Here is a 22,446-nt window from a genome sequence, read left to right on the forward strand (position 1 = left end):
TTCGATTGGACCTTCAAGGCGTTCTAAAAGCGTTTTTAATTGAGCTGAAGTATTTTGATCTAACATTGCTAACGTCTCCAAAGGAGTAATAATTCATTCGATACAGGTATACTAAGATAATTGATTGAATAGATAAAACAGTTTGTTGTTATAAATTCAATCGGAAAAATAAATTTCATCAAAGTCATTGGTGTAGATGTATGAAAATATTGAGTTAAAACTTGAATTTTCAAGTATAAAAGCAATTTAAATTCATATATTTACATTGAAATTATTTTAATAGATATGAGCGAGGACCAATTATGACCTTAGAGAGAGGCATTTATAAACACTATAAAGGACAACTTTATCAGGTCCTTCATGTAGCGACGCATAGTGAAACTCAAGAAAAGCTTGTGGTCTATCAATGCCTTTATGGAGATTATTCAATATGGGTAAGGCCATTAACGATGTTTACGGAAAGTATTTATCTAGAAGATGATGATCGTGAAATTGAACGTTTTAAATTGATTCAAAAATTATGATGATTGTCATAGTAAAGACTTTATCTTTGATTAGTTTATAGAAATCGATTCAATGAGAATATGTCATGAATGCTGAATTTCTAAGTCGAATGCAAAGTTTATATCAGCAGTTAATTCAACATGATGCATATCAAACTGATCGCGATCTGAGATATCGAAATATAAAACCAGAATCTGCCCATTATATTTCGATGCTTATTAAGATCCAGACCTCTAAAAGAATTCTTGAAATAGGAACTTCGACAGGATATTTAACATTATGGATGGCGGAGTCGGTTTCGGATCATCAGGGTCGAGTGACGACGGTTGATATAAACTCAGAAAGAACAGCACTTGCGACTCAGTACGCCAAACAGTTTAGTTTAGATCAGCTTATTGATTTTATCAGCAGTGATGCAATAGATGTATTAATTAATGAAGGCGATGTGTATGACTTAATTATCTTAGATGCGAATCGACATGCATATCCTGATTATTGGCATTACTTAAAAAAGGTACTACATCCTGAACATGGCGTAATACTTGTAGATAAAGTGATTTCCCACGCCGCTGAAATACAAAGTTTTTTAAAGGATGTTAAAGCTGATCCAGATTTTTGCACGATGACGCTGAATATTGGGTGTGGATTATTGATGATTACGCGGAATTGATGGTGATTGAGATTTTGATGGATTGAACACAAAAAAACCACGCAAAGCGTGGTTTTTTTAGTGCTATCTAATGAATTAGATTTTACCAACTAGATCGATTGAAGGAGCAAGAGTTGCATCGCCTTCTTTCCATTTAGCAGGGCAAACTTCGCCTGGGTGAGCGTGAACGTATTGAGCTGCTTTAACTTTACGAAGAAGTTCTTGAGCATCACGACCGATACCACCAGCGTTGATTTCAACGATTTGGATTTTACCTTCTGGGTCGATTACGAAAGTACCGCGGTCAGCAAGACCAGCAGATTCGATTAGAACTTCGAAGTTTTTAGAAAGAGTCCAAGTTGGATCGCCGATTAATGGGTATTGGATTTTACCAATTACGTCAGAAGTGTCGTGCCAAGCTTTGTGAGTGAAGTGAGTGTCAGTAGAAACACCGTAGATTTCCACGCCTAATTTTTGGAATTCAGCGTAGTTGTCAGCAAGGTCACCAAGTTCAGTTGGGCAAACGAAAGTGAAGTCAGCAGGGTAGAAAAATACTACAGACCATTTGCCTTTAAGATCAGCTTCAGTCACGTCTACGAATTGACCGTTGTGGTAAGCTGTAGCTGCGAATGGTTTAACTTCAGTATTAATTAAGCTCATCATTGTCTCCATGATTGAGGTTAGTCTTTAATTTTCAATTAGAGTATCGAACTTTCGTTCTGTGCTGAAATGGTATTTTTACATTACAAAAATCGGAAAAACCGAATTATGTAAATTGATTGCCATTTAAGTTTGTCATCTGTCTTCCTTGTAACACATCAAAATGATGTATTCGTGACAGGATGAGAAAATTTCACATGCCTACCAACATGAAGACACTGAAGTGAAAATTCAAGGGTAAATATTAAAAAAACCATCATTATTTTGGATTTAGTTTTTCAAAAATATAAAAAGCCACATGAAAATTTCAAAAATTGTATGAATTGTCACATAACGCGGCTGACTTGTTTCTATTTCAACATAAGATCATTTTAAGCTTTATATTCTCATTTAATCTAAAAAAATAGTCCGATTCAGATTTGGGATAATCTTTGAAAATGAGTAGAATAAAGCGTTTCGTAATTGGTATAGGGCTAAAACTTGGCGACGATAGGGTTAAATGTAGAACAAATGGTGATGGCACGAGATCTTCATCGTTTAAATCGACTACGCAAAGGAAAAGATGCCAATGAAAAGCAATATCAAGAACTTTTTGAAAAATCAAATTTAAAAGTACAACAGCGTATTCAACGCATTCCTAATATCAAACTTAATCAAGATTTACCTGTTACCCAATACGCAGACAAATTGATTGAGGCCATTCAAAAGCATCAGGTCATTATTGTTGCCGGTGAAACAGGTTCAGGTAAAACAACTCAGCTTCCTCAGATAGCCATGCTTGCGGGACGTGGTTTAACAGGGTTAATTGGTCATACCCAGCCACGACGATTAGCTGCGCGCAGTGTATCGCAACGTATTGCAGAAGAGGTGGGTGAAAAACTCGGTGAGTCTATTTCATTTAAAGTAAGGTTTAACGAACAGGGTTCACAGGACTCTATCGTTCGTTTAATGACAGATGGTATTTTGCTGGCTGAATTGGCTCATGACCGTTTTCTGACCAAATACGATACGATTATTATTGATGAAGCGCATGAGCGATCATTAAACATTGATTTTATCATGGGGTATTTGAAGCAACTTTTACCGCGCAGGAAAGACTTAAAGGTAATCATCACATCTGCAACATTAGACGTTAATCGTTTTTCAAGTTACTTCAATAACGCACCGATCTTTGAGGTTGAAGGTCGTAGTTTTCCTGTAGAAGTGCGTTATCGTCCGATCTCTGAAATGAGTATTGTAGGGAGTGATGATGATGAGTTTGATGACTTTGAAGAAAACCTACCGCGCGCAGTAGTATCAGCTGTTGAAGAATGTTTCAAAGATGCACAGGAAAAAGGTCATCCTGAACACGCAGATATTTTGATTTTTGCCAGTACGGAACAAGAGATTCGTGAGCTACAGGAAACTTTAATCAAACATGGACCTCGTCATACAGAAGTTCTACCTTTGTATGCGAGACTAGCGTTATCTGAACAACAAAAGATTTTTAATCCTGCAGGTGGTGGACGGCGTATCATTATTGCCACCAACGTTGCGGAAACTGCATTGACCGTTCCAAACATACGTTACGTCATTGATAGTGGCTTTGCACGTATCTCTCGTTATAACTACCGTTCACGTGTTCAGCGTTTACCGATTGAAGCGATTTCTCAAGCAGCAGCCAATCAGCGTAAAGGTCGTTGTGGTCGTATTGCACCGGGTGTGTGTATTCGATTGTATTCAGAAGAAGACTTTTTAAGTCGTCCCGAATTTACTGAACCTGAAATCAAACGTACTAATTTGGCATCTGTTATTTTGCAGATGCAGAGTTTAGGTCTTGGAACACTCGAAGATTTTGACTTTATTGAACCGCCTGATCATCGTCTCGTCAATGATGGCCGTAAACTGCTGATTGAACTCGGGGCGATGGCGGAAAAGAGAAATTCTTCTCTTGCGACTAAAACAGCCTCATCTCTAGATAAAGGTGGACTTCAAGGCAAAGGCGATTCTCTCACCAAAATTGGTCAACAAATGGCAAAAATGCCAATTGATCCAAGACTCGCACGTATGATTTTGGGTGGTGCTCATTTTGGGGCACTCAATGAAGTATTGATTATCGTGGCTGCGTTAGCTGTTCAGGATCCAAGAGAGCGTCCTGCTGATAAACAAATGCAAGCGGATCAGAAGCACGCCTTATTTCGTGAAGCCGATTCTGACTTTCTGTTCTATCTCAAATTATGGGATACGTTGGTTGCAAATCGGGAGATGAGTGAAAATAAGCGTCGCACATTTGCACGTAATCATTTCTTGAGTTGGTTACGCTTGAGAGAATGGAAAAAAACACATGAGCAACTGGTTGATCTTGCTCAAGGCTTAAAGCTTTCTTTTAATGAAAATAAAACCAGTTACGAAAATCTTCACAGAGCTTTACTCACGGGACTATTGTCATTCATTGCAAATAAAACAGATGAACGCAATGTATTCATGGCAGTGCGTCAACAAAAGGCACGTATATTTCCTGCATCGACCTTACACAAAACCAATACACCATGGGTCATGGCATTTGAGATGGTAGAAACCTCGCAGGTGTATTTACGAACACTGGCAAAAATTGAGCCTGAGTGGATTTTGCTAGCCGCACGTGATTTAGTCAAACATCATTACTTTGAACCGCATTGGTCGAAAAAAGCAGGTGTGGTTAACGCATATGATCAAATTTCACTGTTTGGTTTGATTATTGAGCCTAAGCGTCAAATCAATTATGAAAAGGTGGATCAAACTGCGGCGCATGAAATTTTCCTTCGCGATGCTTTAACGACGGGTCATCTGGGGATTACGCCGCCATTTTTAAAACATAACTTACTTAAACTAGAAGAGGTTGAGCGAGTTGAAGACAAATTGCGACGTCGTGATTTGGTTGTAGACGAAGAGACGATTTATCAGTTTTATGCAGCAAAAGTGCCTGAAGATGTTGCGAGTCGGCGCAGTTTTGAAGATTGGCGTGCGACTGTTGAGCCTCAAAATCCACGTTATTTGTTCATCGATGACGATGCTTTATGGCTTAACGATCGTCCAACCACCCAACAGTTCCCTGATTACTTACGTAATGGGGATCTTCGTTTAGCAGCAAGTTATCGATTTGATCCAAGTCATGATGAAGATGGTGCGACGGTCAAGATTCCACTACAGGCCCTGCCACAAGTAGATGAAAACTTATGGTCATGGGGCATTCCAGGTTGGCGTCTTGATTTGATTGAAGCACTATTAAAAGCTCTTCCAAAAGATAAGCGTCGTGGCTTGGTACCTATACCAGATACTGCGCGTAAACTGATGTCCAAAATAGATGCGCAAGATTTACAAAAGCATATTTTTAGTTTTTTAGCTTTTCAATTGAGAGGCGAACAGATCACTGATAAAGATTTTAATGTAGATCGAATTGAACAATATCTTTTACCGCTCATAAAAGTCATCGATGAAAAAGGGCGAGTGATTGAGCAAGGTCGCGATTTATCAGAATTAAAAGCACGCTGTCGTACTGAAACGCATAGTCCAGTCAAGCAGTTAAAAGGTGAGTATCAAACTTTCCCTGAGCATTTTGTGTTTGAAGCATCGCAAAAAGTCACAGGTGTCGTCGTCAAACAATATCAAGCACTTGTACCATGCAAGGAATTTTCTAAGCTTGAGCAAAAGGATGAGTCAGGTGTTGTCATTCAAACGTTTAATGATCAGCACGAAGCAATACGCCATCATCGTGCTGGTATTATTCGCCTGATTCATATGCAGCTAGGTGATTTGATTCGACAGCTTAAAAAACAAATTTCTAAACCACTCGCATTAGCCTATTCCCCTTTGGGTGATAAAGCTCAGTTAGAACAAATGTTAGTTTACGCAACATTGCAAATGGCTTTAGAGAAAGAGCCTGTAGATGCGCAAGATTTCCAAATAATTCTGCAGGCTGTCAAGCAGTCTTTCCTAACGCATGGTCAAAAGGTCTTGGCTGCCTTTAATGACATTTATGTACAATGGCAACAAATTCGACGCGAGTTGATGATGATTGATGCCAATGTATTTGGTAAAAATATCGATGATATTGAAGATCAACTTGATCTAATGAGTTTAGCGGATTTTGCTTATAGTAAATCTGTAGACGTGTGGATTGAATTTCCACGCTATCTTAAAGCTTTATTGATCAGGATTGATCGTTTGCCTCATAATCTAAAACGAGATGATGATGCGATTGCTCAAGTCGATCCTTGGATGGATAAATTATTTAAATATAAAAATGATCAGAAATTGAAAGAGTTATATTTTATGGTTGAAGAGCTGAGAATCTCATTATTCTCTCAACCGATGAAAACCAAGATGCCAATTTCGCCAAACCGTATTCAAAAAGTATGGGAACGTCTCGGAATCAGTTAATATAGCTTTAATTTGAAATATTGAGTTACTCAAAAAAGGAGTTTTGCATGGGCATTCGTATTACAGGCACTGGCTTATTCCATCCTGAACATGTCATCACCAATGAAGAATTGGTTGAAAGTTTAAATGCTTATGTAGAAAAGTTTAATCAAGAGAATGCTGAAAAAATTGCTGCGGGTGAAATCGAAGCACGCCGTGGTTCAAGTGCAGAATTTATTGAGAAGGCTTCAGGTGTTAAAGCACGCTATGTTGTAGAGAAGGAAGGCGTATTAGATCCTAATCGTTTACGTCCAAACTTAGCAGAACGATCAGATGATGAAATTTCACTTCAAGCTGAGTGGGGTGTGATCGCTTCAAAACAAGCAATGGAAAATGCCGGTGTAACTGCTGAAGACATTGATGTTGTAATATTGGCTTGTTCAAATATGCAACGTGCATATCCTGCGGTTGCTATTGAAATTCAAACTGCATTAGGCATTCAAGGTTATGCTTATGACATGAATGTTGCTTGTTCTGCTGCAACATTTGGCTTAAAACAAGCTTATGATGCGATTAAGTCTGGTGCTCGTCGTGTGCTCTTGGTCAATGTGGAGATCACATCAGGTCATACAGATTATCGTTCACGTGATTGTCATTTCATTTTTGGTGATGTGGCGACAGCTTCAATTATCGAAGATACAGATTCTAAAACTGGATTCGAAATTTTAGATACGCAATTGTTTACGCAATTCTCTAATAACATTCGTAATAATTTTGGTTTCTTGAATCCAAGTGAAACAACCAACGCGGATGATAAACGCTTCCGTCAAGATGGTCGTAAAGTGTTTAAAGAAGTATGTCCATTGGTTGCGAAAATGATTACAAAGCAACTTGAGAAAAACCAAATAGAACCGACGAATGTTAAACGTTTCTGGTTACATCAAGCCAATGCCAGCATGAACGAGTTAATCTTAAAGCTCGTGGTGGGTAGAGCTGTTGCTGAAGCAGATCCAGACTTAGTTCCAATCATTTTAGACGAGTTTGCAAACACTTCTTCAGCTGGGGTCATCATTGCGTTACACCGAACTGCAGATCAAGTAAATGATGGTGAATACGGCGTATTATGTTCATTTGGCGCAGGTTATTCTGTTGGTTCAATACTGGTTCAGAAGCGAGTAGCTTAATTAGATAAAGAGATGTTCAATGGAAAATAAAGCATTGCAAATCCAACACCATTCTAAAATGATCCGATATGGTAGTTTGTTGCAACGTTTTTATTTTAAACCGACCTTTCTTGGTGTTGAACATCTCAATGCTAATCGACCTGCCATGTATGTGGGTAATCATACAATTTATGGTGTATTTGATACGCCAATATTGATTGATTATCTATATACAGAGCACAAAATTAAAATTGTGAGTTTAGGTGATCACATTCATTTCAAAATACCGTATTGGAAAGATATGGTTCATAAAATGGGTGCAATTGAGGGTCTAAGAGAATACGCCAGAGATGCAATGCAACAAGGATACTCTATCCTAGTGTTTCCAGGTGGTGGGCGTGAGGTAGTAAAGCGCAAAGGGGAAGAATATCAACTCATATGGAAAGAGCGCTACGGATTCTTAAAGTTAGCTCAAGAATTTGACTACGACATTGCACCTTTTGTAGCTGTAGGTGGTGATGAAGTATTCGATTTGGCACTTGATGCCAATTATTTGCTTGAAAAAAAGTGGTTTAAAAAGCTTTTAGCTGTACCTAAAATTGGAAAAATACTCCGTCAAGGTGATGTCTTGCCTTCAATACCCAAAAATATTATTCCTAAAAGAGTCCCATTCTATTTCAAATTTTTACCACGACAATCAATCTCAAATATCAAAACAGAACAAGATTTGATTGAATTCAGAGATCAATTGCAGCAAACAATTTACGAAAATATTGCATCAACGCAATTGATACGAGATAGATAAAGTTAAATCTTAGAAAATTATACTTTTTAATCTAATTATATTGTTGATTATAAAAATATTTTTAAAATAATATTAAAAAAATAAATTAGTGCTTTCTATTTTATATCAATTAGGTATATTATTTTAATGTAAATATTCAGTTTACTAAGCCCAAAGATTGTACTCCTCCTTGGGCTTTTTTTTATCTCAGAATAATAATAGGCGTATGAGAGCGATTTTCACTTTTTAAATTTCACACAAATTAAGATTGAAAATCAAAGGTGAATTTTTGGCACAAAATGCAACTATAGTTGGTTTTTTTAAAATTAATAAAAACAGAATGTTATTTAAATTTTTTAGCATGCTATCAAAACAATTCTAATTTTGTAATTGCAAAATGTATGCTTCTACGACTTAGAGGTTCATAAAGAAATTTTGCATAAGTGCTTTTTTTTTGTACATTGAAAACTCAAAAAACAAAATAACACAGAGGGATTATGTCACTACAAGGAAAAACACTGTTCATTACAGGTGCAAGCAGAGGTATCGGTCGTGAGATTGCACTTAAAGCTGCAAAAAATGGTGCAAATATTGTGGTTGCTGCAAAAACGAGCACTGAACATTCGAAACTCAGTGGTACGATTCATTCTGTTGCAAAAGAAATAGAAGCAGCTGGTGGGAGAGCATTAGCGATCCAACTTGATGTACGAGATCAAGATGCTGTCGCAGCCGCAATGAAACAGGCTGCTGAACATTTTGGTGGGATAGATGTCCTCATTAATAATGCTGGTGCGATTAATTTGAGTGGGGTTGAAACGCTTGATCCAAATCGTTTTGATCTTATGTATCAAGTGAATACTCGCGCCGTTATGGTCTGTAGTCAAGCTGCCTTGCCTTATTTAAAACAAAGTCAAAATCCACACATTCTTAGTCTCTCTCCACCTTTAAATTTAAAAGAAACGTGGTTTGCGGTTCATTCTCCTTACACCATCAGTAAATATGGCATGAGTATGTTGACCATGGGAATGAATCAAGAATTCGAACGTTATGGAATAAGTGTTAATGCCTTGTGGCCTAGAACCATTATTGCAACTGCAGCGATTGAGTTTTCTCTCGGTGGACGTGAGTTATTTAGCAAGGCTCGGACACCAGCAATCATGGCTGATGCAGCGTATGCAATCTTGACGAGTGAGAAACGTTCGATGACGGGTCGTATGATGATCGATGAAGAGATATTAAGAGAGAAAGGTGAAACTGATTTCGAAAAATATCGAGTGGAACCATCAGATGAAGAATTGATGGTTGATCTATTTGTTGATCCATAAATAATAAAGCCCAACATTGTGTTGGGCTTTATTATTTATACTAGATTATCGTAATGCAGTGAGGTTGACATCCTTTCGATACATTTCGATCTGCATGACTTGTTCGGTTAAGAATGCTTTGCGTTGGTCATTGCTCGGATGACTTGCGAATAAGGTTGATTGATCTTTATTCATTTTACGTTTGTTGAGATTAGCTTCGAATTTATCCCAAAATGAGAGTGCTGCATTGTGATTGTAGCCCGCTCTCACCATCAAATCTAAACCAATCAAATCAGCTTCTTCTTCTAGATGACGGCGATGAGACATATTGGTTTGATTGCCTGATAAACCACTTGCAAGCCCGATGGCAGCCCCAGTTCCCATGGTTGCACCCATTAGACCCAAATTCATTGCTGCGAAACGAGAAGCCTTTTCACGACTATGATTACGGATAATGTGTGCCATTTCATGCGCAATTAAGGTGGCTAACTCGTCATCAGATAAGTTTTCAAACATATATACAGCCGAATTAACTACAATTTGCCCACTTTGAAAGGATTGGGCATTCGGTTTGCTGCTGAGCACACCGTTAATTCGCCATTGAATTGGTTGACGACCTTCACGTAAATATTGATTAGCATGTGGGATTAAACATGCCAAAATTTGATTTAAGCGTGGATCTTCAAGATATAAAGACTTAGTCTTCGCTTTCTTTTCAAATTTATTATAGCTACGATTTGAAATTTTATTCCAAGCTGATTCCGGAATAATCATGAGTTGTTTGCGTTCGGAAGCTACAGTGCCTAATGATGTGGTTGAAACACAGCCAGTCGAGATTAATGCAATTGAACTTATAATACCAAACGCGAAGGATTTCATAATTACACCTTAATGATGGGATATTATTTGAGATCTAGCTTGATTTTTAATAGCTAGATTTAGTGTTTAATTATTGTTCAATATTTAGATTAATTAAACAAACATTATTTTAATTATTAATTTGAACGAATTAATATCATGGTGGTTATAATGAGATTTGAGTCACAATAATATTTTTTATTTTTTATTTGTTATTTTGTTATTTAGATAAATTATTTTATTTATATATATTTTGTATTTTATTATATTTTTATTATATTATTTGTGATTGGATTAATATTTATTAAAATTAATAGTATATATAAATCAGTATTTTATGTTTTATTATTGTTTTCTTTAAATATTTAATTTTGATTCTGTTTTTTAATTTAATTTAATTTAATATGAGAATAAATTCTCACTATTTTAGTTGAATATTGATAAATAACTCATAACGAAATATTTTGGAATTTCATTCAAAGTTATTAAAAATTAATTCTTATATTGTGAAGTTTTTCTTACATGTTGATTTGGTGTATTTTGTGATTTAATTCACACATACTATCGTTGGGTATTTTAATTAAATTTGGGTGGGCTAATTATATGATTTTTAAACCACGAATTTTTTTGATCACAGTGTTATAAGGTCTGTTTGATTTTTGACAAGGTCTGAGCATCATTAATATGCGCATGCTGCTTATCCTAGCCAATCGATACAACAGAACACTTTAAAATAAATTCATCTAAACTTATTTTGTCTTCAGTCAATATAAGTATCAATTCGTTCAATTTCAAAGATGTTTAACCTGAACTTGAGTTTTCAGTACTCGTCATTCAATCGCATCGTATTTTGAAAAAAGGATTAATCTTGATGTGGAGCACTTGGTGAATCAAATGAGGGTTTCTTTTTTGGTTCGAGTAAAATCTTAATCACAAACGCTTTGCCAAGGTGATAAACAGAAATATTTAAAGAATTCCAACGGAATAATGAGATTTTTTGCGATATAAAGTTCATGTTAGGGCGAGTACAAATGTATGAGCGATTTCGAGTGACGATGGGCGTTGAAGCGGCATTTGTTTTATCACGCTTTCTTAATTCATTCGTTGAACTTTGAACGACTAGACAGGAACTGATACAGTAAATATGAATAAGTGGTTTAAGGGTAGTTTATTGATTGGTTCTTTGGTGAGTAATTTTGCATTTGCAGATTTTCTACCACCAGATCAAGCATTTCAATTTGAGGCAGTATCAGTCAGTCATCATCAAGCTGAACTAAAATGGAAGATCGCAGATGGTTACTATCTCTATCATGATCAAATCAAAGTTTCAGACATTCAAGGTCCTGTAAAGTTATCTCTACCACGCCCAAAAGAGAAAGATGATCCAAACTTTGGTATCACCCAAGTACATTATCAGGATGTAATCAGCAATATTCCAGTCAAACCAAATCAAGAATTTAAGATTCAATGGCAAGGATGTGCTGAAAGTGGTTTATGTTATCCGATTCAAAGAACAACGATAACAACTGACAGCACAGGTTTATTCCCAGCGCAGCAAACTACACAAGCTAAGAAAGTTTTAAATCTCAAAGAAATTTCAGCAGCATCTAATGGAGTTGTAAATACTCGAGATGCACAAGAAAATGCTTCACCAAAAACAGAAACACAACTCATTTCAAAGGATAACAATACAGTCGCAGATCGTAAAAATTTTAACGCTACTGCGCTTGAGCTAGATAAAACCGAATTTGGGGAAAATAATTTAATCAGTGAGGATCAATCCACGCTAGATGCAAATTTATCTAAAGAAAATCTGAATAGGCCAGCCAGTTTTTCGGGTGTATGGAACAACGATCAATTTTTTTTAAATTTGCTCTCTCAACAAAGTGTATGGCTTAATTTATTGGTGTTTTTAGGACTTGGAATATTGTTGGCATTCTTGCCTTGTTCATTGCCCTTAATTCCGATTTTATCAGGCATTCTTGTGCAAAATCACAGAGGTTATCGTGCCGCGGTAATAGCTTTTATTTTTGTCACAGGGATGGCTATCGTTTATGCGTTAATGGGATTCGTTGTTTCTCAACTGGGCTATAGTTTTCAGCGTTGGTTTCAAAGTCCGATCTTCATCAGTATTTTTAGTCTCCTGTTTATTATTTTTGCCCTTAATCTTTTTGGTGCATTTCAAATCTCTTTACCTCAAGGAATGTTACAACGCTTAGATCTTTGGCAACAAAAACAAAAAGGCGGAACATTGATCGGTGCAGGACTCATGGGGATGATTTCTGCACTGATAGTTGGACCCTGCATGAGTGCTCCGTTGGCTGGAGCATTGATATTTGTCTCACAGATGAACCAACCTTTATTAGGGGCGACTTATCTTTTTGTTTTGGGCATTGGGATTGGTTTGCCGCTTTTTATTGCGGCAGTTTTCGGGACGCATTTTTTACCTAAACCTGGGGTATGGATGGATCGACTCAAGGTCTGTTTTGGTTTCGTGATGTTGCTTGTGGCCATTTATTTTGTACGGCCACTTATTCCAACCAGTATTTATCAAATTCTGATGGGTCTTTTACTTCTTGGATTCGCTGTATATTTACTCTGGAAAATGAGACCTTATGTCGAAAAAATAGTGGTTAAAAGCATCATCATATTACTCAGTCTTGGCATGATGTTTTTAGGAGTGAATTATGTGCAGCAAGGGTATACGCACTCCCTTGTAACGCAGGCCAAAACATTACATACATGGCATAAAGTCAACTCTGCCGCGCAGCTTTCAAATGTTTTGAAAGCAAATCAAGGTAAAGCCGTAGTAATTGATGTTTACGCAGATTGGTGTGTTGCATGTCAACCGATAGAAAAAGAGGTACTTCCGCGTGAAGATGTTCAAGCCAAACTCAATGAGTTGGTTTTAATTAAATTAGATCTCACTCATTTTGAACCAAGCCAAGATGAACTGTTAAAAAAATGGCAAATTTTAGGACCGCCTACATTTATTTTTTTAAATACGCAACATGATGAAATACGTGATCTGCGCTTAACTGGCACTTTTACTGCAACACAGTTATTAAATCGATTGCAGGAACAATCTGTCGAGATGGTTCAGTAATGATTTCATTTGATGGGATTCAACTTGGATCATTCATGTTTCCATGGGTTTTATTGATTCTATTCAGTGGGATACTGTTCATCAGTATCCTGATCAATGTTTTAGGTTATCACTATAAATGGACAGATACCCAAGTCAAAATCAGTAAAGATTCAGTGTGGACAAGCATCATTATTGGAGCAGTTGCCGCTAGAGTCATCTTTGTTATGTTCTATTGGGAGATTTATATTGAAAATCCTTTAGATATACTCAAAATCCAAGATAAAGGATTTAGCTTATGGAGTGGATTATTCTTCGGTGGGCTAAGCTATATCATTCTCAATCGAAGCTTACGAACAAAAATGAAAATCATTTTAGTTGGGGTGTTTTTATTTTGGGTAGCGATTGGCGTAATGATAAAAACTCAATACAAGGTTGAAAGTTATTATCCTGACCTAAGTTTTCAGATACTCCCAACTGATCATAGTGAAAATAAGAATGAAGGGTATTTCACAGATTTTTTGGGTCAGCCTACAGTCGTTAATTTGTGGGCGAGTTGGTGCCCGCCATGTCATAGAGAGATGCCAATACTTTTTCAAGCACAAAAGGCTCATCCCAATATTCATTTTGTGATGCTCAATCAAGGTGAAGATATCACAACGGTTCAAAACTATTTACAAAAACACAGCTTCAACTTTAAAAATGTCAGACTTGATGTAAATGGGGAAATGCCCAAGCAGAGCAATAGTTTTGGCTTGCCAACTACATTGTTTTACGATGAAAAAGGTAAATTGGTGGCTAGACATATGGGTGAGTTAAGCGCTGCAAAATTGCAAGAATATTTAATTAAAATGACAGCTGAGTAGAGCTAAAGGTTATGAAAGATATAAATAAATTAATATTGTTGTCTAGCGTTTTTTTAATAAGTAGCGTCAGTTATGCGGATTTAAAAAAGCAGATTTCAGCAGAGGGCTTTGAGTTTGTAAAAGAAATTCCAGCACCAGCAGGTATGACAGGATGGGCAGGGCATATGAACCAACATCCAGGCACGGTTTTTATTTCTAATGATCAGAAATATTACATTATGGGTGATTTATATAATGCTCAAGGTGAAAATATTTCTATTGAAGCATTAAATACACATGTCAAAGACGCCGTATTAGATGATGTATGGAAGAGCATTGAAAAGTCGACTTGGATTCAAGATGGTGAAAATACAGCAGCACGCGTTGTTTATGTATTTTCAGATCCTAACTGCCCATATTGCCATCAATTTTGGGAAGCTGCACGACCATGGGTAAACTCGGGAAAAGTTCAACTTCGACATATACAAGTTGGTGTGATTCGAGAAGATAGTCGAGGGCAAATTGCCACCATACTTAACTCAAGTGATCCTGCTAAAGTATTTAATGACTACAATAAAAAGAAAGGTAAAGAGCGATTAGTTGTAACGCAAAATATATCAAAATCTTTACATGAAAAAATCGACTATAACGAGTCACTCATGGATAAATATGGATTTTTTTCCACGCCAGCTATGGTATGGAAAAATCAACAAGGAGAGTTCAAGTCTATGCAAGGAATGGCAAAAGACTTGCAAGAAGTTTTTGAAAAATAGAATTTTTTGGTCTTTAGTACTCTTGAATACAAAACTTTAAAATTTAATACATGATCATTTGCATGGAGAATATGATTGTATTTGAGTCTCATATCCATAACTGAAAGAATTGCAAGATTATGAAGTAGGATCGCAATATAAGCGATAAAGCGTTTGCATAATGGTGAGGACTTTAGGATCACTCACTTGATAAAAAATTTGTTTACCTTCACGACGAGTCACCACCATTTCAGCTTTACGTAATACGGTTAACTGTTGTGAAAGCGTGGGTTGAAAAATTTGAGTTCGATTCTCAATTTCCTGAACGTTCAATTCACCATCTACTAAAATACAAAGTATCTTTAATCGATCAGGATTCGACAGGACTTTAAGTCGATCGCTGACTTGATCAACTTGTGAAAAATCCATTTGATTGAATTTAACATCAGACGGCATTGGATGTTCCTTTGAAACAGAAGGATGCGTATGTTAAAGCATCTTGATTATTTTTCAAAATAATATAATATAAAAAAATATATTGTAAATAAGTAAATTGTTATGCATGATTTTGTGATTGCTTTTTTAGGTGGAGCACTACTCGGTTTATCTGTGGTTGGATACTTATATGTGAATGGTCGAATAGCAGGGATTAGTGGTTTAATCGGTCAAGTACTAAATCCGCATACAGTTTTCAAAACACCAGCATTGTTGTTTTTAATGGGTCTCATCATCACACCGTTTATCTATGGTATTTGGGTTCAGCCTGAAATTGAACTCGAAGCAAGTCCATTCATGATGATCATGGCAGGTATTTTAGTTGGATTTGGAACACGTTTAGGTTCTGGCTGTACAAGTGGGCATGGCATTTGTGGTTTAAGTAGATTGTCCAAAAGATCTATTGTGGCAACACTAAGTTTTATGCTGACAGGCTTTATAACGGTTTATTTAATTCGACATGTCACAGGAGCATTCTAAATGAAAAACCTTTTTGCTTTTTTGTTTGGCTCACTTTTTTCCGTGGGGCTCATGTTATCTGGAATGTCGAACCCTGAAAAAGTTCTTAATTTTCTTGATTTATTCGGTGAGTGGGATGCAAGTTTGGCATTTGTCATGATGGGTGCCATTGTCGTGGCATTCATACCCTTTCAGATCGTAACCAGAAGTGAAAAACCTTTAACTCTATTCAATGAGACTATTGATCTACCAAAGAGCAATCAGCTTGATAACAAGCTCATTATAGGTGCTAGCTTGTTTGGGATAGGCTGGGGCATCGCAGGCATCTGTCCAGCACCAGGATTAACATTGATTGGTTTAGGGCATTATCAATCACTCTATTTTGTGATTGCGATGTTGATAGGAGTTTTAATTCACCGTAAATGGATGGGGGCATAGTTATGAAACTAGTGATGAAAGACGCCACTCAAGATCAAATCAAGCCGCTAATTAAAGATTTTTTTGATCAAAATACCAATACATTTAGTTATGTCGTGGCTGATCCTGTGACATTAAGTTGTGCCATTATCGATAGTGTTTTAGATTTTGATGCTGCTTCTGCGACAACAACGACGGAACATGCTAACCAGATTATTCAATACATACATGAACAGCATTACAAGGTTGAGTGGATTTTAGAAACACATGTGCATGCTGATCATTTGACCGCTGCGCAATATTTAAAATCAAAGCTAGGTGGCAAAATTGCCATGAGTCATCATATCGGAATTGTACAAGAAACATTTGGCTCGATTTATCAATTGGATATTAAAGCAATAAACGCACAGCAACCATTCGATTATTTATTTAAAGATCATGAGTGTTTCAAAATTGGAGAAATTGAAGCCTACAACATTCCAACGCCTGGTCATACACCTGCTTGTCTTAGTTATGTGATAGGTGATGCAGTTTTCGTGGGTGATACTATATTTATGCCAGACTATGGTACAGCACGATGTGATTTTCCACGGGGCAGTGCAGCAGAATTATTTGATTCAGTTCAGAAGCTTTATCAACTGCCTGATCATATGCGTGTATATCTATGTCACGATTATTTACCAGAAAATCGACATCAATATATGTGTCAAACAGATATAAAAACGCAAAAAGAATCGAATATACACATTCGAATTGATTCAAAAAAGAATGATTTTGTGGAAATGCGCAATAGCCGTGACGCAACATTGGGGATGCCAAAGCTCATTTTACCAGCCATTCAAATTAATATAAATGGTGGCAAATTTCCGCCCATTGAACACAATGGAGTGTCTTATTTGAAAATCCCTTTAAATTTTTTTTAAATCTTAAAGTTTAGCTACTTTTATTTTTATAAATATTATAAATACATGTTATGTATAAAATTGAAAAAGGCTTTAAAAACAAGTTCAATAGGCGTATAGTTAAGTATGAAAGTTGATCAGCCTAGTCGGTTATTAACTTGATTTTTTTCTATGTTTCTAAACACTCTTTATCGATAAGAGTTGAGAGGAAATTTTGCTAAGATCTAGTGGACTCATCATTGCATTTGCAACGGTGTTATTACAACTAGCGGTTTATTTACAACCGATCTTACCGGAGAAATTTCATATCGCTCCGGTATGCATGTCTATTATGCATAATTTACTTTCTCCAGAACGCCATCAGCATGTTCATGAGACTTATCACGATCTCGTCCACCATTTGAGTGAAAACGAACATCATCACGACCATAATCAAATTACTCACCAATGCCAATATTGCACTGTTTATGGAGACCTCGTCTTACCATTTGATTTTGGTGTAAAAGAAATTTTTGATCGCTTACAAGTTAAGCTGAGTTTCTACCGCAATTCTTTTTGGCACGTTTATTTTTCTCTACAGAAGCTCTATCTTCTGCCTCAAGGCCGAGCGCCACCTTTTGGACTCTAATTGATTTAAACCTTGGATCATTTTGATCTTAATCAATTTATGTAGAGTTCAATATTATGAAAAAAATCTTTAAACAGTCTGTAGCCAACAGACGGTATTCACTCATCCTCAAAAAAGTGAATTTAAAATCGCGTGTTATCGGAGTGATACATGACATCTACAATGTAACTCTAACTGTAGTTTTAAACTCAGTGAAGAACAACATTCACCACAAAACTCAACGATAAGGTGACGTCATGGATCTAGGACTAACAGCGCTCGAATTGGCGCGTATTCAATTCGCATTCACTGTTTCATTTCACATTATCTTTCCAGCAATTTCGATTGGATTGGCAAGTTTTTTGGCTGTGCTCGAATGGCGTTGGCTTAAAACGAATGATCCTGTTTATCGAGATCTGTTTAAATTTTGGATAAAAATATTCGCACTTTCATTTGGTATGGGTGTCGTTTCAGGCGTGGTAATGAGCTATCAGTTTGGAACCAATTGGAGTGAATTTTCACGTATAGCTGGTAGTGTCACTGGACCATTGCTAACTTATGAAGTGCTCAGTGCGTTTTTCTTAGAAGCTGGTTTCCTCGGTATCATGTTGTTTGGCTGGGGGCGAGTTGGACCAAAGACGCATTTTTTTGCAACCTTAATGGTGGCAATAGGAACATGTATATCCATGTTTTGGATTCTGTCATCTAATAGCTGGATGCAAACACCTCAAGGCTTTGCATTTGAAAATGGAATAATCGTTCCTCAAGATTGGTTCGCGATTGTCTTTAACCCATCCTTTCCTTATCGATTAGCGCATATGGCACTGGCCGCTTTCTTGGTTTCAGGTTTATTGGTTGCCGCAACTGCTGCATGGCATCTACTCAAAGGACGTCGTGATGCGTTGGTGAAAAAGTCATTCTCGATGGCAATGTGGATGATCCTTGCTTTAGCTCCACTACAGATGTTCGTGGGTGATTTACATGGATTGAATACCTTAGAACATCAGCCTGCTAAATTAGCTGCAATCGAAGGTCATTGGGAAACCAATAAAGATCATGGTATGCCGTTGTATCTATTTGGTATTCCAGATATGGAAGCTGAAGAAACTAAATATGCGATTGGTATTCCAAATCTGGGTAGCCTGATCATGACACATACCCTTGATGGTGAGGTTAAAGGCTTAAAAGAATTCGCACCTGAGGATCGACCTAATTCACCCATTGTTTTTTGGAGTTTCCGAATCATGGTGGGTATGGGCATGCTCATGATCTTACTGGCTGTATTTGGTCTATGGCTACGTAAGACAGGCAAATTCTATGAGTCTAAATGGTTGCACAAGTTTGCTTTGTGGATGGGGCCTTCAGGTTTTATTGCATTATTGGCAGGCTGGTTTACCACTGAGGTGGGACGTCAACCTTGGATTATCTATGGCGTAATGCGTACGAAAGATGCGTTATCTCCTGTCTCTGCGGAACAGGTTGGGCTGACGCTGATTATTTTTGTTGTGGTGTACTGCATCGTATTTGGTATCGGTATCTTTTATATGTTGAAAATGATGGTGAAAGGACCAGAATTTATTTATTCAACACCACATTCAGATGGCGAAGTGATCCGAGCGTCTAAACGCCCGATGAGTACCATTGATAATGAACAACAACTTGAAGCATCAAACAAGGTGAATGATCAGGAGAATTTGAAATGATTGATTTATCATTGATTTGGATTGTGATCATCGCACTAGGTGTGTTGATTTATGTCGTTCTTGATGGTTTTGATTTGGGAATTGGTATTTTATTTCCATTTGTGAAAGATCGCCAAGAGCGTGATGTCATGATGAATACTGTAGCACCCGTATGGGATGGCAATGAGACTTGGATGGTACTTGGTGGAGCTGGTTTATTTGCCGCTTTTCCACTGGTTTATTCGACTGTATTGTCCGCATTATATATGCCCATTACCTTAATGGTGATCGCGCTTATATTTCGTGGAGTCGCTTTTGAGTTTCGTTTTAAGGCTAATCGGACTAAAGCACTTTGGGACCAAGCATTTATTTGGGGTTCAATTTTAGCTTCATTTTTACAAGGTGTGATTTTAGGCGCTTATATTCAAGGAATACAGACCACCAATGGTGTGTTCACGGGTGGTGGTCTGGATTGGCTCACTCCATTTTCACTCTTTACAGGTTTAGGCGTTGTTGTTTTATACGCGACACTCGGTTGCGGATGGTTAATTTTTAAAACGGATGAGCGTGTACAAGATCATATGTACCGTCTGATGCCTAAGCTTATGATCGCGTTATTTCTAATATTTGGCGCTGTCAGTATTTATACTCCCCTTGTACATGACGATATTGCACAGCGTTGGTTTAGTCAGCCACAAATGTGGTATTTCAGTCCCGTACCAATACTGGTATTGATTTTCACTTTCCTAGCGCTCAGAGCTTGTAAACGTCGTCAGGAGTTTGCGCCTTTCATCTATACATTGGCTTTGGTATTTCTTGCGTATACGGGCTTCTTAATTAGTTTATGGCCTAATATCATTCCGCCAAGTGTAACGATTTGGCAAGCTGCTGCACCTCAAAGTAGTCAATTATTTGCTCTCATTGGTGCACTCATTCTAATCCCAATTATATTGTTTTATACCGCTTTATCTTATTGGGTATTTAGAGACAAGGTTCGTGTTGGTGACGAAGGTTATCACTGAGGAGAATGATAATGAAACTGAATCAAGCAGGGTGGTTTATTGTTTTATGGCTCGGTGGTTTTTTAAGTCTATTATTGATTGCTGGTCTATTTCGATTGCTCATCCAGTGGGCGTATTAATCTAAATCTTTAGACATCAACAATTAACCCATCATCTAGGTGATGGGTTTTTAATTTAAATACTAACGACTAATCGTTGTTGATCATAATTGGGTAATAGAAACTATGATATAGGCACAATTAAGCGGATTTTAGCTTCTAAAACAACGCTTTAAAAATTTACTTAAACAATTGATTTAAGATAAAATTAGAAGAATCATCTGAATCTTTGAGAATGATGAGTGACATCGTTTCAATCACTTATGACATAACTATCGCCGTTTTAAGGAATCACGAGACTGATATTTAATTGTCGTTGTTCATGGTCTAATTACTGTGAAAAAAAGCCAGACTGGTGGAGCAATCTGGCAAAGCGTCAAGATGAGTCACCCGTGACAGGTGATGTTTGCTGAGTTCAGGCTTGAGTTGTTCCGAACTTAAGCCTGAATAAATTCAGCCACAGCCTGGTTAAACGCCTGTGGTTGTTCAACATTCGAAATGTGCGAAGCATTAATCTCAACAAGTTGACTACCCGCAATCGCTGCTTGCATAAACTGACCATCTGCCACAGTGGTCACAGGATCTTGTTGACCTGCAATAATCAATACAGGAATCGAAATCTGTTTGAGTTGTTCACGCACATCCGCCTTAGCCAAAGCTTCACAGCAGCTTGCATAACCTTCAGGGCTGCCAGCTCCTAAGTCGTTTGAAAGTTTTTCAATCACTGCTGGGTTGCTTTGGATAAAGGGATCTGTAAACCAACGACCTGCAGCCGTTGATGCAATCGGTGCTAAACCTTGTTCACGAACCAATACGGCACGATCATTCCAAGCATTTTCATTGCCAATTTTAGCGGCGGTATTACACACAATCACATGACTAAAGCGTTGAGGATGATTGATCGCTAACCATTGACCTGTCAAACCACCCATCGAAATACCACATAATGCAGCTTTTTCAACATTTAAATGGTCGAGTAAATTCACCACATCTTGACCAAGTTGATCAATGGTATATGGACCTTGAGGCGCGTCCGATGCACCATGACCACGCGTGTCATAACAAATCACATAATGAGAGCTTTTAAAAAACTCAATTTGTGATTGCCACATGCTGAAATTTGTCCCTAAAGAGTTAGAGAAAATAAGAGCAGGCTTGCTTGAATCACCAAAAGTTTGATAATTGATTTGCGCATCATTTGAAGAAAAAGTAGGCATAGAATCCCTCCCGACCTCCCTTGAGAAAAGGGAGGGGGTTTTTAATAGTTAAACACGTTCAATAATTAAAGCGATACCTTGACCCACACCGATACACATAGAGCACAATGCATATTTGCCACCAGTTGCCTCTAGTTGGTTGAGAGCAGTCGTCACCAAACGCGCACCTGATGCACCCAATGGATGACCCAGTGCAATTGCACCGCCATTTGGGTTTACACGCGCATCATCGTCGGCTAAACCTAGGTCACGTGTACACGCCAATGCTTGTGCTGCAAATGCTTCGTTCAGCTCAATCACATCCATTTGCTCTAGTGTTAAACCGGTTTGTGCTAACAGTTTTTTAATCGCAGGTGCAGGACCAAAGCCCATAATGCGAGGTTCAACCCCAACAGTGGTTGCACCAATCACTTTGGCACGAGGTTTTAAACCATATTTTTCTACAGCTGCATCAGAAGCAATCAGAATCGCAGCAGCACCATCGTTAATGCCTGATGCATTACCTGCGGTTACTGTACCGTCTGCTTTTACAACAGGTTTTAACTTGGTTAAGGCTTCTAAAGTGG

At 37.5% G+C, this 22,446-nt stretch carries 21 protein-coding genes; 16 read left to right on the top strand and 5 right to left on the bottom strand.

Annotated elements, in window-relative coordinates:
• The first annotated feature begins 302 nt into the window (after window positions 1-302).
• A complete protein-coding gene (locus tag AC1M9I_RS13850; protein ID WP_481610448.1) occupies window positions 303-524 on the top strand; it encodes a DUF1653 domain-containing protein in 222 nt (73 codons plus the stop codon).
• Window positions 525-589: 65 nt separating this feature from the next.
• Window positions 590-1,174, top strand: a complete 585-nt coding sequence (locus tag AC1M9I_RS13855) for an O-methyltransferase (protein ID WP_481611159.1) — start codon at window positions 590-592, stop codon at window positions 1,172-1,174.
• A gap of 75 nt (window positions 1,175-1,249) precedes the next feature.
• Here AC1M9I_RS13855 and ahpC read toward each other — a convergent pair whose 3' ends face one another.
• Window positions 1,250-1,813, bottom strand: coding sequence for an alkyl hydroperoxide reductase subunit C (gene ahpC, locus AC1M9I_RS13860; RefSeq protein ID WP_035270191.1), 564 nt, complete (start codon window positions 1,811-1,813; stop codon window positions 1,250-1,252).
• 510 nt (window positions 1,814-2,323) lie between these two features.
• Between ahpC and hrpA the strand changes: the two genes are divergently transcribed.
• From hrpA to AC1M9I_RS13880, 4 genes are all read left to right on the top strand, one after another.
• A complete protein-coding gene (gene hrpA / locus AC1M9I_RS13865; protein WP_481611167.1) occupies window positions 2,324-6,211 on the top strand; it encodes an ATP-dependent RNA helicase HrpA in 3,888 nt (1,295 codons plus the stop codon).
• A 47-nt stretch (window positions 6,212-6,258) separates the two neighbouring features.
• Window positions 6,259-7,374, top strand: a complete 1,116-nt coding sequence (locus AC1M9I_RS13870; RefSeq protein ID WP_481611160.1) for a beta-ketoacyl-ACP synthase III — start codon at window positions 6,259-6,261, stop codon at window positions 7,372-7,374.
• 19 nt (window positions 7,375-7,393) lie between these two features.
• Window positions 7,394-8,158, top strand: coding sequence for a lysophospholipid acyltransferase family protein (locus AC1M9I_RS13875; protein WP_481611161.1), 765 nt, complete (start codon window positions 7,394-7,396; stop codon window positions 8,156-8,158).
• 476 nt (window positions 8,159-8,634) lie between these two features.
• A complete protein-coding gene (locus tag AC1M9I_RS13880) occupies window positions 8,635-9,462 on the top strand; it encodes an SDR family oxidoreductase (protein WP_481611162.1) in 828 nt (275 codons plus the stop codon).
• Between the two features lie 45 nt (window positions 9,463-9,507).
• Here the strand turns inward: AC1M9I_RS13880 and AC1M9I_RS13885 are convergent, their stop codons facing one another.
• Window positions 9,508-10,320: a M48 family metallopeptidase gene (locus tag AC1M9I_RS13885; protein ID WP_481611163.1), complete on the bottom strand. Its 813-nt coding sequence runs from the start codon at window positions 10,318-10,320 to the stop codon at window positions 9,508-9,510.
• 1,123 nt (window positions 10,321-11,443) lie between these two features.
• On the opposite strand from AC1M9I_RS13885, the gene dsbD reads away from it, so the two are divergent.
• From dsbD to dsbG, 3 genes are read left to right on the top strand one after another with little or no spacing between them, the layout of a single operon-like run.
• Window positions 11,444-13,405, top strand: coding sequence for a protein-disulfide reductase DsbD (gene dsbD / locus AC1M9I_RS13890; RefSeq protein ID WP_481611164.1), 1,962 nt, complete (start codon window positions 11,444-11,446; stop codon window positions 13,403-13,405).
• The gene (locus tag AC1M9I_RS13895) at window positions 13,405-14,250 is read left to right on the top strand and encodes a prolipoprotein diacylglyceryl transferase family protein (RefSeq protein WP_481611165.1); all 846 of its coding nucleotides are present in this window, start codon (window positions 13,405-13,407) and stop codon (window positions 14,248-14,250) included. The genes dsbD and AC1M9I_RS13895 overlap by 1 nt, the downstream gene beginning before the upstream one ends.
• Before the next feature lie 20 nt (window positions 14,251-14,270).
• Window positions 14,271-15,002 carry a thiol:disulfide interchange protein DsbG gene (dsbG, locus tag AC1M9I_RS13900; protein WP_179997957.1) on the top strand — a complete coding sequence of 244 codons (732 nt, stop codon included), beginning with the start codon at window positions 14,271-14,273 and terminating at the stop codon, window positions 15,000-15,002.
• A gap of 117 nt (window positions 15,003-15,119) precedes the next feature.
• Here the strand turns inward: dsbG and AC1M9I_RS13905 are convergent, their stop codons facing one another.
• Window positions 15,120-15,437: a metalloregulator ArsR/SmtB family transcription factor gene (locus AC1M9I_RS13905; RefSeq protein ID WP_481594664.1), complete on the bottom strand. Its 318-nt coding sequence runs from the start codon at window positions 15,435-15,437 to the stop codon at window positions 15,120-15,122.
• Window positions 15,438-15,539: 102 nt separating this feature from the next.
• Between AC1M9I_RS13905 and AC1M9I_RS13910 the strand changes: the two genes are divergently transcribed.
• The 7 genes from AC1M9I_RS13910 (at window position 15,540) to AC1M9I_RS13940 (ending at window position 20,684) form a co-directional block, all read left to right on the top strand.
• Window positions 15,540-15,956 carry a YeeE/YedE family protein gene (locus tag AC1M9I_RS13910; protein WP_481594663.1) on the top strand — a complete coding sequence of 139 codons (417 nt, stop codon included), beginning with the start codon at window positions 15,540-15,542 and terminating at the stop codon, window positions 15,954-15,956.
• Window positions 15,957-16,373, top strand: a complete 417-nt coding sequence (locus tag AC1M9I_RS13915) for a DUF6691 family protein (RefSeq protein ID WP_179997938.1) — start codon at window positions 15,957-15,959, stop codon at window positions 16,371-16,373.
• A 14-nt stretch (window positions 16,374-16,387) separates the two neighbouring features.
• Window positions 16,388-17,275, top strand: a complete 888-nt coding sequence (locus AC1M9I_RS13920) for an MBL fold metallo-hydrolase (RefSeq protein ID WP_481611168.1) — start codon at window positions 16,388-16,390, stop codon at window positions 17,273-17,275.
• A 193-nt stretch (window positions 17,276-17,468) separates the two neighbouring features.
• The gene (locus AC1M9I_RS13925) at window positions 17,469-17,882 is read left to right on the top strand and encodes a DUF2946 domain-containing protein (RefSeq protein WP_481592452.1); all 414 of its coding nucleotides are present in this window, start codon (window positions 17,469-17,471) and stop codon (window positions 17,880-17,882) included.
• A gap of 236 nt (window positions 17,883-18,118) precedes the next feature.
• A complete protein-coding gene (locus AC1M9I_RS13930) occupies window positions 18,119-19,564 on the top strand; it encodes a cytochrome ubiquinol oxidase subunit I (protein ID WP_481593419.1) in 1,446 nt (481 codons plus the stop codon).
• Window positions 19,561-20,565, top strand: a complete 1,005-nt coding sequence (gene cydB, locus AC1M9I_RS13935) for a cytochrome d ubiquinol oxidase subunit II (protein WP_180028990.1) — start codon at window positions 19,561-19,563, stop codon at window positions 20,563-20,565. Before AC1M9I_RS13930 ends, cydB begins: the two co-directional genes overlap by 4 nt.
• Before the next feature lie 11 nt (window positions 20,566-20,576).
• Entirely contained in the window at window positions 20,577-20,684 is a 108-nt protein-coding gene (locus AC1M9I_RS13940) for a DUF2474 family protein (protein WP_155757002.1), read from the top strand.
• A gap of 416 nt (window positions 20,685-21,100) precedes the next feature.
• Here AC1M9I_RS13940 and pcaD read toward each other — a convergent pair whose 3' ends face one another.
• Both pcaD and AC1M9I_RS13950 read right to left on the bottom strand, forming a co-directional pair.
• Window positions 21,101-21,880: a 3-oxoadipate enol-lactonase gene (gene pcaD / locus AC1M9I_RS13945; protein WP_481594662.1), complete on the bottom strand. Its 780-nt coding sequence runs from the start codon at window positions 21,878-21,880 to the stop codon at window positions 21,101-21,103.
• Window positions 21,881-21,928: 48 nt separating this feature from the next.
• The coding region (locus AC1M9I_RS13950; RefSeq protein ID WP_481611166.1) for a thiolase family protein at window positions 21,929-22,446 on the bottom strand (518 nt) is incomplete at its 5' end.

This window comes from Acinetobacter sp. ANC_7553 (assembly GCF_056779895.1).

What these genes read in the sequence shown, in the direction of transcription:
- AC1M9I_RS13910 (WP_481594663.1), top strand. Translation starts at nt 15,540, where the DNA reads ATGCATGATTTTGTGATTGCTTTTTTAGGTGGAGCACTACTCGGTTTA.
- AC1M9I_RS13855 (WP_481611159.1), top strand. Translation starts at nt 590, where the DNA reads ATGAATGCTGAATTTCTAAGTCGAATGCAAAGTTTATATCAGCAGTTA.
- AC1M9I_RS13885 (WP_481611163.1), bottom strand. Translation starts at nt 10,320, where the DNA reads ATGAAATCCTTCGCGTTTGGTATTATAAGTTCAATTGCATTAATCTCG.
- AC1M9I_RS13940 (WP_155757002.1), top strand. Translation starts at nt 20,577, where the DNA reads ATGAAACTGAATCAAGCAGGGTGGTTTATTGTTTTATGGCTCGGTGGT.
- AC1M9I_RS13905 (WP_481594664.1), bottom strand. Translation starts at nt 15,437, where the DNA reads ATGCCGTCTGATGTTAAATTCAATCAAATGGATTTTTCACAAGTTGAT.
- AC1M9I_RS13930 (WP_481593419.1), top strand. Translation starts at nt 18,119, where the DNA reads ATGGATCTAGGACTAACAGCGCTCGAATTGGCGCGTATTCAATTCGCA.
- AC1M9I_RS13850 (WP_481610448.1), top strand. Translation starts at nt 303, where the DNA reads ATGACCTTAGAGAGAGGCATTTATAAACACTATAAAGGACAACTTTAT.
- hrpA (WP_481611167.1), top strand. Translation starts at nt 2,324, where the DNA reads ATGGTGATGGCACGAGATCTTCATCGTTTAAATCGACTACGCAAAGGA.
- AC1M9I_RS13880 (WP_481611162.1), top strand. Translation starts at nt 8,635, where the DNA reads ATGTCACTACAAGGAAAAACACTGTTCATTACAGGTGCAAGCAGAGGT.
- AC1M9I_RS13870 (WP_481611160.1), top strand. Translation starts at nt 6,259, where the DNA reads ATGGGCATTCGTATTACAGGCACTGGCTTATTCCATCCTGAACATGTC.
- AC1M9I_RS13920 (WP_481611168.1), top strand. Translation starts at nt 16,388, where the DNA reads ATGAAAGACGCCACTCAAGATCAAATCAAGCCGCTAATTAAAGATTTT.
- AC1M9I_RS13875 (WP_481611161.1), top strand. Translation starts at nt 7,394, where the DNA reads ATGGAAAATAAAGCATTGCAAATCCAACACCATTCTAAAATGATCCGA.
- ahpC (WP_035270191.1), bottom strand. Translation starts at nt 1,813, where the DNA reads ATGAGCTTAATTAATACTGAAGTTAAACCATTCGCAGCTACAGCTTAC.
- AC1M9I_RS13915 (WP_179997938.1), top strand. Translation starts at nt 15,957, where the DNA reads ATGAAAAACCTTTTTGCTTTTTTGTTTGGCTCACTTTTTTCCGTGGGG.
- pcaD (WP_481594662.1), bottom strand. Translation starts at nt 21,880, where the DNA reads ATGCCTACTTTTTCTTCAAATGATGCGCAAATCAATTATCAAACTTTT.
- cydB (WP_180028990.1), top strand. Translation starts at nt 19,561, where the DNA reads ATGATTGATTTATCATTGATTTGGATTGTGATCATCGCACTAGGTGTG.
- dsbD (WP_481611164.1), top strand. Translation starts at nt 11,444, where the DNA reads ATGAATAAGTGGTTTAAGGGTAGTTTATTGATTGGTTCTTTGGTGAGT.
- AC1M9I_RS13895 (WP_481611165.1), top strand. Translation starts at nt 13,405, where the DNA reads ATGATTTCATTTGATGGGATTCAACTTGGATCATTCATGTTTCCATGG.